A 14,574-nucleotide genomic window follows, 5' to 3' on the forward strand; every position below is an offset into this window, starting at 1 on the left:
GGCTCAGTGGCCAACCGATAGAACCGTTTGCTGAGGACGGTGGTCGGACAGTCCGTCGGCACCGGGCATCTCGTAGCGGTGCACGGTGACGTCCGGCGTGGTGAACACCCAGTCGATCCGCCAGAGCTCAAGGGTTCCGGTGGTGTACGTGACCGGATAGAGGGACGGCAGCGCCTCGGTGTGGTCGACCAGCTTCTCCGGCAGCAGCCGGAGCATCCCCATCGCCGGGGTGGTGTTCAGGTCGCCGGCGAGCACCACCGGGTGGTCGTTGGCCTCGATGTCGGCGCGAAGCGCCCGGTAGCTCGCCTCCCGCCGGGCGTGGGCGTACTGATTGGAGTCGCGGGTCTCGCCGTCGTACAGCCGCCATCCGGTCGGGGGCTGGTTGATCTGCGTGTTGTAGAAGGAGACGACCTCGCCGTCCACCCGGATGTCGGTGCGCAGCGTCTCGACCGTGTAGGAGGTCGGCCAGTCGCGCATCACCTCCGGGATCGTCTTCTGGTCCGCGGGCAGCCACGGGGTCATGTCGATCCCGCGCCGCCCGACGACGGGGAGCCGGGAGAGCGTGATCAGCTCCCCGGAGGTCGCGACCTCGTATCCCGGGAACTCGCGTCGCAGCTCCGCCGTCTTGTCGATGCGGAGCGCCATGTCGGCGGTCCACTTCGTCGTCATCATGTCCCCTGCCGAGGTGTCGACGTAGAGGTACTCCGCGAGCAGGTAGACGTCCGCGTCCATCTCGCGCAGGTAGTCGTAGAAGCCGGGCGAGTAGCCGTTCCCGTCGGAGGTGCGCCAGTCCTGGTCCCAGAACTCGGTGTTCCAGGTGACCACCTTGACGGCCCCGGGTGGCGCGGGCGGCGGGGTGTACCAGAGGGTCGCCACGTTGATCCCGCTCTGTCCCGCGCCGAGCACCAGGGTGAACGCCAGGACCGAGATGACCCGCCAGCGGACCGGGCGCGCCAGCGGCGCCACCACCAGCACCAGTGACGGCACCACCACGAACACGAACGGCGGCATCAGGTCGAGCGGTGCCCACAGCGAGGTGCGGCCGCTCGCCAGCAGGTGCGCGACCAGGAACAGCAGCCACCCCGCGGTGGCGGTCACCACCAGCCGGGTGCCCAGGCACCACCGCCGCCGCGGCCGGACGAACCGGCCGGCGCGAGCCCACAGGCCGACCGGCCTCTCCGGCTTCTCCGGAGGGACCTCCGTGGGCGGATCCTCGGTCACGTCCTCGGTCATGATGTCCCGGTCGCCCATCAGCACACCACCTCGGCACATAGGTCAGGCCGGCGACAGCCATTGACGATCCGCGATCACTTCCAGCGGTCCTCAACGTACTGACCGGTTCTTGTCGCTTCCTTGTCGTCCGCGCCGCGGGCCGCGCGGGGCTCGGCCCTGGACCACACAAGCCGCACGGAATCGGAACCGTACGACATGGCGGACCGCGCGACAAGAATGAGACAAGCCGTCGAGGCTAGCGTGGGCGGGAAGCAAGGCGGTCGGAGGTCGGGCGACGAGCCAGGACCGCTTGACCGAGGACCCACCTGGGCGGCCCCGCCCTGATCATCGGCCAACACCCGGCGGTTCGGAAAGAGCGGCCTTCAGCCAACGGAGCGACCTGTGAATCGAGAACGCCCGCTAGTCTCGGTCATCATCCCCAGCTTCAACCGATCCCACGTGTTACGCCTGTGCCTGAGCGCGCTGGAGAAGCAGACCTACTCGCCCATCGAGGTCATCGTGGTGGACGACTGCGGCACCGAGGACGCGGCGGAGGTGGCGAGGTCGATGGGCGTCACCGTGCTGCGCACCGAGGTCAACAGCGGCGCGTCGACCGCGCGCAACCTCGGCGCCGAGCACGCCCACGGCGAGATCCTGCTCTTCCAGGACGGCGACATCGCCCTCGACCCGGACGCCGTGGAGAACGCGGTGAACATCCTCCAGGCCGAGACCGGGCTGGGTGCCCTGGGCGGCATCCTGCACCCCGAGCCGCTGGCGGCCAACACCCTCCCCGCGCAGTATCGCGCGCTGCAGATGTACCACTGGTGGATGCCGACCGACCGGCCGACCCTTGAGCTGCACGCGGCCGTGCTCGCCGTAACGGCCAAGGTGTTCAAGGAGATCGGCCCCTTCAACCCGCATCTGAGCGACACGGTGTCCGCGGACTACCGCTCCCGGCTGATGCGGAAGGGCTACGAGGTGCGCATCACCGACGCCGTCCGCGGCCGGGCCGACCACGACTCCACGATGCGGATGATCGTGAACAAGGTGTTCCGGCGCGCGCGGGTGAGCGCGCGGGAGTGGACCCGGGGCGAGACGCCGGGCGACTCCGTGCCGCGCGCGTTCGGCGGTGTCCTGCTGGTCGTCGCCGTGCCCGCGGCCCTGCTGCCGCTGCTGACCGGCCGCGTCGGCGCCCTCGTGTCGCCGCTGCTCGTCGCCGCCGCCATCGTCCTCGACGGCAGCACCTACCGGCGGGTGTTCGCCCGCCGAGGCATCCCCTTCGGCCTCTACTTCAGTGCCGTCCACCTCCTGGTCACCCTCGTGGGAGCGACCGGGGCGGGGGTCGGCGTCCTGCAGCGCGTCCTGCAGGGCGGCCCACCGAAGGTCGTCTGGGTCCCCCGGACCGGTGACCTGAACAATCAATGACGCGTCGGCGTGGCGGCCTCCTCGCGTCCGGGGCCGCCCGCCTCCTCCAGCAGCGCGGCCATCGGGAGCAGCCAGGCCATCCGGGGACTGCCCATCTCCTGGTCGAGCTCCTCGGGGCTGGGCATCCTGTCGTCGAGCACATGGGGCGGGACCAGATGATGGATCGCGTGCGCGAGCAGGTGGGCCATCGAGTATCCGGGGTCGGCCTCGTGCGCCCGGGTGAGGGCGACGCCCGCCAGCGCGGAGTCTCCCCGCCTCCAGGCGACCAGGCCGAGTAACGAGGCCACCGGAGGCACGAACCTCGGCTCCAGCCTCCGGGTGAGGTCGTGCCAGAGCTTGAGGTGCGCGTCGTGGCTCTCGTCGGTGAGCAGCGCCCAGGCCTCGTCACGAATCCTGATCACCGCCAGGTCGAGCCCCAGCCTGGCCGCCTGATCCTCGCCGAGCCGCCCTCCGGAGGCGTAGGTGACGATCGCCTCGCGGACCCTGGCCATGCCGTCCGCGACGAACTCCGCCGCGAACCCGTCCGCGTCGCGGCATCCGGCGAGCCTGCCGCGCATCTCCTCCGTGAGGCGGCCCGTCGCCTCACGCATGGCCTCCCGCGCGGGCCCGGTGACCGGGTCGAGCGAGCGCTCCAGGGTCTGCCTGTCCGGCAGCGCGACCAGCCCGTGCAGGACCGCCTCGGCCGCGACCGCACCGGCCCGCCGCTCGTACGGCATGCCGTCGGCCGGGCAGCAGTCGGTCCGCGAGCACCCGTACGACCAGTAGCGGCCGTCCTGCACCCGGAGCGCGTCGACGACGACGAGCCCGCTCCGGCGGAACAGCGCCAGCGCCTCGTCCACGGCCGGGGTCACCAGCGGGCCGGCACCGTAACCGACCACGACGACCTGGCCGACATCCTCCTTCCCGAAGAGCGGGACGATCTGGCCGAGACCGTCGGGCCCCAGGGGCAGGTCCCACCGGACGGTGAGGTGCAGCCTGCTCCTGGGCGGGCTGCCCGTGAGGCCGATGACGACCAGGCTGTCGGCGGGGTGGAACCCCAGCAGGTAGGGGACGGCTCCCAGAACGTCCTCCGTGGAGCCGAGCAGGAGCCTGGGCTGCGCAGGCTGCGCAACGGGCGGAGACGGCGGGAGCGACGGACCGGGCGAAAGCGGGGGCTGAGGGGACGAGGGGCCGGGCGAGGCCGGGGTGTCGGGTGTCATGCCCCGAAGCCTCGCCGGAACCGGGCCCCCCTTTCCGCGCCGAACCCCTTTCTGTGGAAAGTCCCTTCGGCTGTCCACAGCCGACCTGCCGAGGGGGCGTGGGGACTACTCCTCAGACACCCCTGTCGACGCGCGGGCTCCCGTCCGTCCTTCCCACCGGGAGGACGGGCGGCGCCAGGCGGTTGCGGACCATGATGGCCGCGCCGGCCACGGCGGCGGGCATCGCGATCACCGCGACGAACGGGATGAGGAAGAGCAGGAAGAGCAGGACCCCGAAGCCGAGCGCGGGGGCCTTGTTCCCCCTGAGCAGGCCGAAGCGTCGCTTGCGCGCCAGTCCCCTGCGTTCGAGGGCCAGCGTGGTCAGCTCGATCGTGAGGAAGAAGCCCGAGACCAGGGCGCCCAGGACCGGGACCACCGTCTGCCCGATCACCGGCACGAAACCGAGGAAGAACAGCGGGATCGTGAACAGCAACAGCCATCCGAGGGTGACCAGGCTGTCCCTGATGGAGCGGGGGATCGACTTCCACAGCGGGAGCTCGTGGCCGGTCGGCACCTCCCCGTAGGTCTCCTCCACCTTCTCGGAGAGCTTCTCGTAGAAGGGGTCGCCCAGGATGAGGGTGATCGCCGTGAAGGTCACCACGGACAGGACCAGCGCCGCGCCGAAGAGCGCCAGCCCGACCACCGCCCGCAGCGCGGTCCGCGTCGCCTCGCTCCACCCGTCGGCGAACGGCGTGCCCCACGCGGCGATGTCCAGCGCGTTCGTGCCGAGGAAGTAGAGGCCTGTCGCGTAGAGGGCGAACGCGATCAGAGCCGGGACCAACCCGAACAGCCACCAGCGCGGGTATCGCGCGACCCAGCGCAGTCCCTGGAAGAAGAACCCGATGCCGTCCAGAAACGAGCGGAAATGACCCATGGCGGAAGATTATCGGGATCGTTCATCCCTCGGGAGGGCGCGCCCCGGCGCTCCACCTGACGTACGGGACGAGAGGCCGCTCAGGAACGCTGCCAGAGGCCGGGAACGGAGATCCCGAGGGCGCTGAAGAGGCGGCGGAGCAGGGGCAGGGAGATGCCCAGGACGTTGCCGTGGTCGCCCTCGATGCCGTCGACGAACCAGCCGCCGTGGCCGTCCAGCGTGAAGGCCCCGGCGACGTGGAGAGGCTCGCCGGTGGCGACGTAGGCGGCGATCTCGTCGTCTCCGGGGGTGCCGAAGCGCACGACCGTCGCGCCCACCTCCGCCACCTCGCGCCCGTCCGCGGCGTCGATGACGCAGTGACCGGTGAGCAGGCGGCCCTCGCGTCCGCGCATGCCGCGCCAGCGGGCGACGGCCTCCTCGGGTGAGGACGGCTTGCCGTAGGCCCGGCCGTCGAGTTCGAGCATCGAGTCGCAGCCGATGACCAGCCCGCCGGTCAGGCCACCGGCGACCACGGTCGCCTTCGCGCGGGCCAGCGCGAGGCAGAGCTCGCTCGGGCTGTCGGCGGTGACGGCGTCCTCGTCCACACCGCTGACGATCACCTTGGGATCGAGTCCGGCGCTGCGGAGCAGGGCGAGGCGGGCGGGAGAGGCGGAGGCGAGCACGATCTGGGTCACGGCGACCGAGCCTAGCGCGGCCCCGATGCACGACGAACGTCCAGTCGGCGACGGGCACCCGGCCCGTGGCGGACGCCCGGCCCACGGCAGGCATCCGCTCCGCGAGAGACGCCCGGTCCGCAACAGACGCCCGCTCCGCGACGGATGCTCGGCCCACAACGGACATCCGATCCATGCAAGACGCCCGATCCACGAAAGACGCCCGGAAGTCAGGCGTGCGGCGGGGGCGGGAGCTGCGGAGGCGGTTCCGTGGGGGGAAGCTCGGGGGCGGTGTTCACCGGGAGCCCGGCGGCGGCGTAGGCCTCCGCCTCGGCCAGGGTCTCGTTCTCCAGCAGGGCCTCGGCGATGCCGTCCAGGCGGCTCCGGTTCCGCTCCAGGACGGACCGGGCGACCTCGTAGCACTCGTCCACGATGCGCCGTACCTCCTGGTCCACCGTGGCGAGGGTGTCCGGGGCGGCGGCGGGCCGGCCGTCGGCGGTGGCGGGCAGGACGGTCAGCGGGCCGATCCTGGCGGACATGCCCCAGCGGCCGACCATGCCGCGGGCGATCACGGTGACCTGTTCCAGGTCGTTCTCCGAGCCGGTGGTGACCACGCCGTAGACGACCTGCTCGGCCGCCATGCCTCCGAGGGCTCCGACGATCCGGTCGCGCAGGTACTTCTCGTCGTAGGCGTACCGGTCGGTGTCGGGCGTGGAGAGCGTGACGCCGAGCGCCCGCCCGCGCGGGATGATCGAGACCTTCCTGACTGGGTCGGCGCCCGGCTGGATCATGCCGAGCAGCGCGTGGCCCGCCTCGTGGTACGCGGTGCGCCTCCGCTCGTCCTGCGGGATCACGACGGCACGGGCCGCGCCGAGCAGGATCTTCTCCAGCGCGTCGGCGAGATCGGCGGCCTGGACCCTGTCGTTGCCCCGCTTGGCGGCGAGCAGCGCGGCCTCGTTGATCAGGTTGGCCAGATCGGCGCCCGTCATGCCGGGGGTGGTCCTGGCGAGCCGTTCCATGTCCACGTCGTCGGCGAGCGGCACGCCCCGGCTGTGGACGCGCAGGATCGCCAGCCGCCCCTCGGCGTCCGGCGCGGACACCACGACGGTACGGTCGAAGCGGCCGGGACGCAGCAGCGCCGGGTCGAGGACCTCCGCCCGGTTGGAGGCGGCGATCACGATGACCCCCTCGGAGCCGGTGAAGCCGTCCATCTCGGTGAGGATCTGGTTCAGGGTCTGCTCGCGCTCGTCGTGGCCGCCGATGGTGCTGCCGCCCCTCACCCTGCCGATCGCGTCGATCTCGTCGATGAAGATGATCGACGGCGCGACCTTGCGGGCCTCGTCGAACAGCTCGCGCACCCGCGAGGCCCCGACCCCGACGATCATCTCGATGAACTCCGAGGCGCTCGCCGAGAAGAAGGGCACGTCGGCCTCCCCCGCCACGGCGCGGGCCAGGAGGGTCTTGCCGGTGCCGGGCGGCCCGGCGAGCAGCACGCCCTTGGGCAGTCTCGCCCCCAGCCTCCGGTACTTGTCGGGGTCCTTGAGGTAGTCGACCACCTCGGCGACCTCGTTCTCGACCTCGTCGATGCCCGCGACGTCGTCGAAGTCGACCCGCACCTTGGCCGGTTCCACCGGCTTGGCCGCCTTGGACCTGCCGAGGCCGCCGAGACCTCCGAGGCCGCCCATCCCGCCGCCCATCGCGCCGGACGCCGCTCGCCGTACGAGCCAGATCCACAGGCCGGCCAGCAGCAGGACCGGGACCAGGGACAGCAGGAGGTTCGACAGGAGGTTCCCGCCGACGGGCTCGGCCCTGATGTTCACCTTCGTCGCGAGAAGCTGCTGGTAGAGCCCTGTCCGGTCGGCGAAGACCGGAAGTTCCGTGGAGAACTTGTCGTACGTGACGTTGCCGCTGTCGGGGTCGCGGGCGGGCTTCCTGAGGGTGCCCTCGATCGACGTGCCCTTGGCGTAGACCTCCTTGACGTTCCCCGCCCGGACCTGCTCGGTGAACTGGGTGTAGGAGACCGGCTCGGTGGGCTCCTCGAAGAACGAGGAGACGATGAAGAAGGTCGCGTAGACGACGGCCATGGTCATCAGGAAGCGCACCCAGTTGAACCTCGGGCGCCGCGGGGCGGGCGTCCCGCCGCCGTCGGGCAGGCCCTCGGACCGCCAGGGCTTGGAACCGCCCCCGTTGCCGGGCGTGTCGGGGCCGGTCCCCTCGCGGTCCCGGGACGCCGGTCGGTTCACTGCTCCCCCTCGACGACTCGGGGGATTCCGCCTGGACGGGCGTCCCGGAGGCGCGTCCGGGACGCCCGGCTCAGTCCGGGCCCTCAAACCGGGGCCGCCCCCGCGAAAGAGCTTGACCCCGCGCCCGGCGAGCGGGCGGGAGGTCGCGCGCGTGCGGCGGCGGAGTGTCCGGCTGTGAAATTCCCCCGAGTTTCACCAGGTCACACGGACAAGGCGATTCCTGCCCAGGTGGGGCTCACTTCAATCTGTCACTTCACCTTGACGGAGGAGACCGCGGTGTTGATGGCGCGCCAGTACTTGCGCTGGACGTCGGGGATCGTCGCGAAGAGCATCGCGGGCTTGGCGCCGGGGACCTCGGTCACGGCGACGGCGGCCATGGAGGAGCGCGCCTTGCCCTTCACCTTGTACTTCACCTTGTAGGCGAGCAGCCAGCCGTTCTTGATCGGCTGCGAGGCGGTCCAGGTGATCTTGCCGCCCTTGGGGTGGTGGTTGAGCGTCCACCGGGCGGCCAGCACCGCGGTGTCCTTGGACTCCTTCTGCACCAGGATCGGCACCGGGCAGCTCACGAGCATCGCCCGGTGAGCGGCCCCCTTCGCCTTCGGCAGCACCTGCTTGGTGGAGAACGGCGACGCGCCGAAGACCTTCCAGGGCTTGCCCAGGCGGACCAGCGACACGCCGGACTTGCCGTCCTGTACGCGTCGCTTGCTCTTGTCGGCCTTGCCGGAAAGGCGGCCGAGCCGCCTGTCACGCGGCAGGTTCGGCACCCGGGGATCGGCGAGGGCCGCGATGACGGCGCTGCGGTCGGGCGCCGGCTCCGAGCCGTCGGGCGCCGAGGAGGGAGCGGCCGTCTCGTCGGGGTCCTCCGAGGAGGACGCCGACGCGGAGGGGATCTCCGAGGGGGACGCCTGCGCCGACGCCGAGGCGGCCGGCTCCGTCGCCGAAGTCTCGGAAGTCTCGGAAGTGTCAGGAGTCGCCGGGACGGACGGTTCCGCCGACCCTGGACCGGGCGAGGGTGGCGCGGCAGATGGCGCGGCGATCTGCCCCGTCTTTCCCTCGCCCGGTTGATCTGGGGAGCCCGAGGAGACGAAGCCGACGACCGCCGCGACCGCGGCCAGGACCACCGCGAGGCCCACGGCCAGGAAGCGGTAGATGACACGCATCGGCAGGTCGCCGATGCGGGACCGCTTCACGGGGGAGTCCAGTGGCTTCGGGGGGCTCTCCGCCACGATTCTCGGCATCTCCGACGTGGCCGCCTCCGCGGTCACGTATGTCGGTTCGGGGCCCGTCTCCCGGGTCCCCTGAGTCCCACCCAACCCATCGAGCACGATCGGGAGCGTACGACAAATCCGGTTTTCCCGTGCGGGATCCCCATCACACTTCGGGAACGAGTACCTTCCTCACTCTTGTGCGGAATACCCTGCGATGATTCCAGGATGTTCGTGGAACGCCAGGTGGAGCTCAGGTTCGACGTCTCCTCACGCGAGGCGAGGACGCACACCAACCTGTCGGCCGTACGCACCGACGCCCTGGGCCTCTGGCTGGCCGGTGACGAGACCGCCACCGTCGAGCATCTGGCGTTCCGCGCCGGGCGCTTCGACGACCAGCGCACCTTCCACCTCGCCGACTTCGTGGACCTGCCCGCCGGGCGCGACGAGGAGGCCGACATCGAGGGCCTGGGCCGGGCGGACGGCTGGCTCTGGGCGATCGGGTCGCACAGCCTCAAGCGCAGGCGGGTCAAGAAGGGGCACACGCCGCACAAGGCCCGCCGCCGCCTCGGCAGCGTGGTGCGCGAGGAGAACCGCTACATCCTCGTACGGCTGCCGCTCGTAGGCACCACCCCGGTCCGCGAGGACGGCTCCCGCAGGGCGGAGATCCTGGCGGGTCCCGGCCGGAACCTGGCCGACCTGCTGGCGGACGACCCGCACCTCGCCCCCTTCGTCTCGATTCCCAGCAAGGACAACGGGCTGGACATCGAGGGCATCGCCATGCTCGACGGCCGCCTGTTCGTCGGCCTGCGCGGCCCGGTGCTGCGCGGCTGGGCCGCGATGCTGGAGATCCGGCCGGAGAGCGACCCCCGGCGTCCCGGCAGCCTGAGGCTCGCCCCCATCGACGGCAGGCCCTACCGGACGCACTTCCTGAACCTCGGCGGGCTCGGCGTCCGCGACATGTGCCCGCACCGGGGCGGGCTGCTGATCCTCGCCGGGCCGACCATGAACCTGGACGGCCCGGTCCGGGTGCTGCGCTGGGAGCCGGAGGACGAGCCGTCGGTACGGCACGAACTGGACCTCGTCGGCGACCTGCCGCACGGGAACGGGAACGACCACCCGGAGGGGATCACCGTCCTCGACGGCGAGCGCCTCCTGGTGGTCCACGACAGCCCCTCGGAGGCGCGTCTCACCCCCGAGGGCGGCGTGCTCGCCGACATCGTCAGAATGTCCGGCTGACCGCTCACCCCCGGAACCCGGTCAACGCCCCGCTGACCGCTCGCCTCCGGAACCCGGCCATCGGCCGTTCCCGTGACCGCTCGCCCCCGGAAATGGGGCCACCGGCCGTTCCCGGGTGACCGCCGGCACCCTCACGCCGGTCACCCGGGAACGGCCCCGCCGGTCACCCGCCGATCGGCCCCGCCGGTCAGCCGCCGATCACCGGCCGCCCCCGCGCAGCCACGGGACGTCCGCGACGACCGTGCGGGAGCCGGGCTCGATCTCGGTGAACCCGGCGTCCCTGACCACCGGCAGGCCCGAGGCGACCAGCCCGGCCCACGCGGCGGGATCGGCGGTCCTCACCGAGACCGCCAGGCCCTTGTCCCGCCACGCCCGCCTGGCGTCGTCCCCGCTCGCGTGCCAGGCCAGCTGGACGGCGTGCCCCGCCTGGGCCATGGCCTTGCCCGCCGACATCGTCAGCCCCGGGTTGAGCCACAGCACCACGTCCCCCGGCGCTCCGGGCTCGCGGGAGTCGGCGAGCTCGGTGCCGGACACCTGGAGCCTGGAGAGCTCCTTGGGCCAGCCGTCCAGCGGTACCGGCGGGTGGACGCGGACCTCGGCGGTGCCCGAGGTGACGGTGACGCCGGGCAGGTCGAGCACCCGGCGCCACTCCGCCCCGCGCGCCCGCCGGACGACCTTCCTGAACCGGCTGCCGTCCCAGGCCCCCACGGCCTCGGCCCACTCGCCGCCTTCGAGGGCGCGCGGGTCGTCGAGCAGTGCCAGCACGGCCAGGGCCGCCGCCTCCAGGGCGTCGGTCCGCTCGGGCGGCGCGGAGCGCTCGATCCGCACCACGAGCGGGAGGACCCTCCTGTCCAGGTCCCCGCCCCCGCCGCCCCCGCCGTCCCCGCCGCCCGCGCTCCCCTCGGGGACCGGCCCGCGTGCCACGCCCGGCCCCGTTCCGGCGACGGCCGCCGTCCCGTGAGCCGTCCCGTACGCCGCCCCCGCCGCGGTCCCTGTCTCGGTCCCTGTCTCGGTCCCTGTCTCGGTCCCTGTCTCGGTCCCTGTCGCGTCGTCTCCCGCGCCGGTCATGCGATCTCCCCCGGCCGCCGCGCGTCGGATCCGGTTCCGTGTCCCGCGGCTCGCCCGCCTCGTTCTCTCACGCCTTCAAGGATGCCTGCTCCTTCGCGGTGGCCTCCCCGGGGCCGGACCTCAGGGTGACGGGCCTCCTGGCGATGACGATCGACATGACGGCCGCGGCGAGGCACAGGAAGCCCGCGGCGTACCAGGCGAGGTCGTAGGCGCCGAAGTGGTCGCGGGTGACCCCCGCGGCGACCGCGGCGACCGCGGCGCCGACCTGGTGGGAGGCGAAGACCCAGCCGAACACCACGGCCCCGTCCGGACCGTAGATCTGGCGGCACAGGGCGACGGTCGGCGGGACCGTGGCCACCCAGTCGAGGCCGTAGAAGATGATGAAGACGAGCATGCTGGGCTCGGCGGTGGCCCCGAACAGGCCGGGCAGCGCCATCAGCGACAGGCCGCGCAGCGCGTAGTAGGCGCCGAGGAGGACGCGCGAGTCGACCTTGTCGCTCAGCCAGCCGGACGCGACGGTGCCGACCACGTCGAAGATCCCGATCAGGGCGAGCAGCCCCGCGGCGACCGGCTCGGCCATGCCGTGGTCGTGGGCCGCGGGGATGAAGTGGGTGCCCACCAGGCCGTTGGTGCTCATCCCGCAGATCGCGAACCCGCCGGCGAGCAGCCAGAAGGGACGCGTACGCGCCGCGCTCCACAACACGCCGAGGGCCCGGGAGGCGGCGCCCCCGGCCCGCGCCGGACGGACGGCCGGGGGCGCGGCGGGGTCGGCGCCCAGGGCGGTGGTGCCCACGTCCTCGGGCCGGTCGCGCAGCAGGAACCAGACCAGGGGGACCACGACGAGGGCGGCGACGGCGACCGTGACGGCCGCCGACCGCCAGCCGCTGTCCGCCGCCAGGTGGGCGAGGACGGGCAGGAAGACGAGCTGCCCGGTGGCGCCGCCCGCCGTGAGCACGCCGGTGACGAGGCCGCGGTGGCGGACGAACCAGCGTTCGGTGAGGGTGGCGGCGAAGACCAGGGCCATCGAGCCGGTGCCGAGACCGACCAGCACGCCCCAGCAGAGGATGAGCTGCCAGGGGGCGTTCATCAGGATGGTCAACCCGCTGCCCGCGGCGACCAGCAGCAGGGCGTACGTCACCACCCTGCGCATGCCGAAGCGGTCCATGAGGGCGGCGGCGAAGGGCGCGGTCAGCCCGTAGAGCATGAGGTTGACCGAGACGGCCAGCGAGATCGTGCCCCGGGACCAGCCGAACTCCTCCTGGAGCGGTGTGATCAGCACGCCGGGCGTCGCCCGGAACCCTGCCGCCCCGAGAATGGCCACGAACGCGACACCCGCCACGATCCAGGCGCGGTGCAGCTTGCGTTCGGGCTGCCGAGGGGTCGTTGTCATGGGCTCCATAATCGAGGGGCGGCGCTCCGGCCGACGAGCGGCCCGAGTGCCAATAACCGCAAGGATCAGGCCAGGGCCGTGCCGTTCCCGGACACGCCCGTGACTCGGACTCGCGAGACGGCCATCTCACATACTGGGTGAATTCGCTCATACGTTGTGTTTTTTCTATTCTCCTCATTTGAGGGGCTCGCATCCGGCATGGTCACGGGAGACGCGACGCCCGTCCGGGTACCGCCCGGCCGGCACGGGGGCAGGCTGGGGGCCGGGTGACCGAAGGGGTGGTGCCGTGTTCCACGCACGAAGGCCGGGAAGGTTCCTCGCGCTGCTCGCGAGCGGCGCGCTCCTGCTTGGCGCCTGCGCGGACACCGGCCCGGCGGACGGCCCCACGGCCTCCGGCTCGGAGTCGGCCCCGCCGAGCGAGACCATCACCTACGCGTACGAGCAGGAGTTCCACTCCTACAACAACAACACCACCGCGGAGAACGCCACCCGCAACGCCGCCCCCCTGCAGCGGGTGCTGACGGGCTTCTGGTTCTACGGCGACAAGGGCGCGATCACCCCCGACAAGGACTTCGGGACGTACGAGAAGGTCTCCGACGACCCGCTGAGCGTCCGGTACACCATCAGCGACAAGGCGGTCTGGTCGGACGGCGTCCCGATCGACTGCGACGACGTGATGCTGTGGTGGGCCTTCCGGTCCGGCAAGGTCAGGGGCTTCGCCTCCGCCGACACCACCGGCCTGCGGGACACCCGGGTTCCCGACTGCGAGAGGGGCGGCAGGCAGTTCACCCTGGTCTACGACAAGCCGTTCGCGGACTGGGTGGCCGGGGGTCCGGGCGCGACCGAGATGATGCCCGCCCATGTGATCGCCAAGCAGGACGGCCTGTCCGAGGAGGAGTTCATCTCGGCGGTCAAGAGGGGCGACTCCAAGCGGATCGAGAAGGGCATCACGTTCTTCAACGACGGCTGGGTCTCCGAGGGCAGGCTGCCCGACCCCGAGCTGATCCCGTCCTCGGGGCCGTACAAGCTCTCCAAGCTGGACGCCGGGCAGCGGCTCACCCTGGTCGCCAACGACAGGTGGTGGGGCACCCCGGCCGCGACCCCGACGATCGTCGAGCGCTTCATCACCCTCGACGAGCAGGCCCAGGCGCTGCAGAACCGCGAGGTCCAGATCGTCGAGCCGCAGCCGGGGCCCGACGTGCTCAGGCAGCTGCAGTCGCTGCGGGGCGTGGAGGTCGGCGTCTTCGAGAAGTACACCTACGAGCACCTGGACTTCAACTTCGACTCCAGCCCGTTCAGGGACAGGAGGCTGCGCGAGGCGTTCGCCAGGTGCGTGCCCAGGCAGCTCATCGTCAACACCTTGATCGGGCCCGTCTCGCCCTCGGCCAAGCCCCTGCAGGTCCGTACCGTGGCCCCCTTCCAGGCCAACAGCGCGGCGGTCGTCGCGGCCAGCGGCGGCGCGGACGCGTACACGCGGCAGGACATCGCGGGCGCCAGGGCGCTGCTGCGCGAGGCGGGCAAGACGGGCCTGGAGATCAGCATCGGCTACCAGACCCCGAACCCGCGCCGCACCGCGGCGGTGCAGCTCATCATCGACGCCTGCAACAAGGCCGGTTTCAAGGTCGTCGACAAGGGTTCCGAGGACTTCCTCGGCACCGTGATGCCGGCCAACGGCTACGACGTGGCCCTGTTCGCCTGGTCGGGGTCCGCCCTGGTCAGCAACTGGGCCGCCAACTTCACCTCGCCGGGAAAGTGCGACGCCCGGAACAAGGGCAACAACAACGGCTGCTACTCCAGCAGGCAGGTCGACCGCCTCATCGCGAAGCTGAACTCGACGGTGGACCTGGCGGCCCAGGACCCGATCATCGGCGCGATCGAGAAGCGGCTCTGGAGCGACCTGGCCACCATCCCGCTGTTCCAGCACCCGGGCCTCAGCGCGTGGGACGAGACGCTCCAGAACGTCATCCCCAACCCCGCGCAGTCGACCATCACCTGGAACATGGACAAGTGGAGCCTCTCGTAGGGAT

General features: G+C 71.8%; 11 protein-coding genes. 3 read left to right on the top strand and 8 right to left on the bottom strand.

Going from position 1 to position 14,574, the window contains the following annotated elements; genetic code table 11:
* Positions 1 to 3: 3 nt before the first annotated feature.
* Positions 4 to 1,251 (bottom strand): endonuclease/exonuclease/phosphatase family protein, encoded by a 1,248-nt coding sequence (locus AC5L38_RS26330; protein ID WP_495245491.1) that lies wholly within the window; start codon positions 1,249 to 1,251, stop codon positions 4 to 6.
* A gap of 363 nt (positions 1,252 to 1,614) precedes the next feature.
* Here AC5L38_RS26330 and AC5L38_RS26335 point away from each other — a divergent pair, with 363 nt between their 5' ends.
* Positions 1,615 to 2,637 carry a glycosyltransferase family 2 protein gene (locus AC5L38_RS26335; RefSeq protein ID WP_495245492.1) on the top strand — a complete coding sequence of 341 codons (1,023 nt, stop codon included), beginning with the start codon at positions 1,615 to 1,617 and terminating at the stop codon, positions 2,635 to 2,637.
* On the opposite strand, the gene AC5L38_RS26340 is transcribed toward AC5L38_RS26335, so the two are convergent.
* From AC5L38_RS26340 to AC5L38_RS26360, 5 genes are all read right to left on the bottom strand, one after another.
* A complete protein-coding gene (locus tag AC5L38_RS26340) occupies positions 2,631 to 3,836 on the bottom strand; it encodes a DUF4192 domain-containing protein (RefSeq protein ID WP_495245493.1) in 1,206 nt (401 codons plus the stop codon). The genes AC5L38_RS26335 and AC5L38_RS26340 overlap by 7 nt on opposite strands.
* A gap of 112 nt (positions 3,837 to 3,948) precedes the next feature.
* Complete coding sequence (locus AC5L38_RS26345; protein ID WP_495245494.1) at positions 3,949 to 4,749, bottom strand: EI24 domain-containing protein; 801 nt, start codon at positions 4,747 to 4,749, stop codon at positions 3,949 to 3,951.
* A gap of 80 nt (positions 4,750 to 4,829) precedes the next feature.
* A complete protein-coding gene (locus AC5L38_RS26350; protein WP_495245495.1) occupies positions 4,830 to 5,423 on the bottom strand; it encodes a Maf family protein in 594 nt (197 codons plus the stop codon).
* 209 nt (positions 5,424 to 5,632) lie between these two features.
* Positions 5,633 to 7,645: an ATP-dependent zinc metalloprotease FtsH gene (ftsH, locus tag AC5L38_RS26355; protein WP_495245496.1), complete on the bottom strand. Its 2,013-nt coding sequence runs from the start codon at positions 7,643 to 7,645 to the stop codon at positions 5,633 to 5,635.
* A gap of 248 nt (positions 7,646 to 7,893) precedes the next feature.
* A complete protein-coding gene (locus AC5L38_RS26360; protein ID WP_495245497.1) occupies positions 7,894 to 8,835 on the bottom strand; it encodes a hypothetical protein in 942 nt (313 codons plus the stop codon).
* Positions 8,836 to 9,078: 243 nt separating this feature from the next.
* Between AC5L38_RS26360 and AC5L38_RS26365 the strand changes: the two genes are divergently transcribed.
* Complete coding sequence (locus tag AC5L38_RS26365) at positions 9,079 to 10,089, top strand: DUF3616 domain-containing protein (RefSeq protein WP_495245498.1); 1,011 nt, start codon at positions 9,079 to 9,081, stop codon at positions 10,087 to 10,089.
* Positions 10,090 to 10,287: 198 nt separating this feature from the next.
* Here AC5L38_RS26365 and AC5L38_RS26370 read toward each other — a convergent pair whose 3' ends face one another.
* Both AC5L38_RS26370 and AC5L38_RS26375 read right to left on the bottom strand, forming a co-directional pair.
* Positions 10,288 to 11,013, bottom strand: a complete 726-nt coding sequence (locus AC5L38_RS26370) for a peptidyl-tRNA hydrolase (RefSeq protein WP_495245499.1) — start codon at positions 11,011 to 11,013, stop codon at positions 10,288 to 10,290.
* A gap of 211 nt (positions 11,014 to 11,224) precedes the next feature.
* On the bottom strand, positions 11,225 to 12,547 hold the full coding sequence (locus AC5L38_RS26375; RefSeq protein WP_495245500.1) for an MFS transporter: 1,323 nt from the start codon (positions 12,545 to 12,547) through the stop codon (positions 11,225 to 11,227).
* Between the two features lie 286 nt (positions 12,548 to 12,833).
* Here AC5L38_RS26375 and AC5L38_RS26380 point away from each other — a divergent pair, with 286 nt between their 5' ends.
* Positions 12,834 to 14,570 carry an ABC transporter family substrate-binding protein gene (locus AC5L38_RS26380; RefSeq protein ID WP_495245501.1) on the top strand — a complete coding sequence of 579 codons (1,737 nt, stop codon included), beginning with the start codon at positions 12,834 to 12,836 and terminating at the stop codon, positions 14,568 to 14,570.
* Positions 14,571 to 14,574 lie beyond the last annotated feature (4 nt).

The sequence above is a fragment of the Streptosporangium nanhuense genome, from assembly GCF_059358815.1.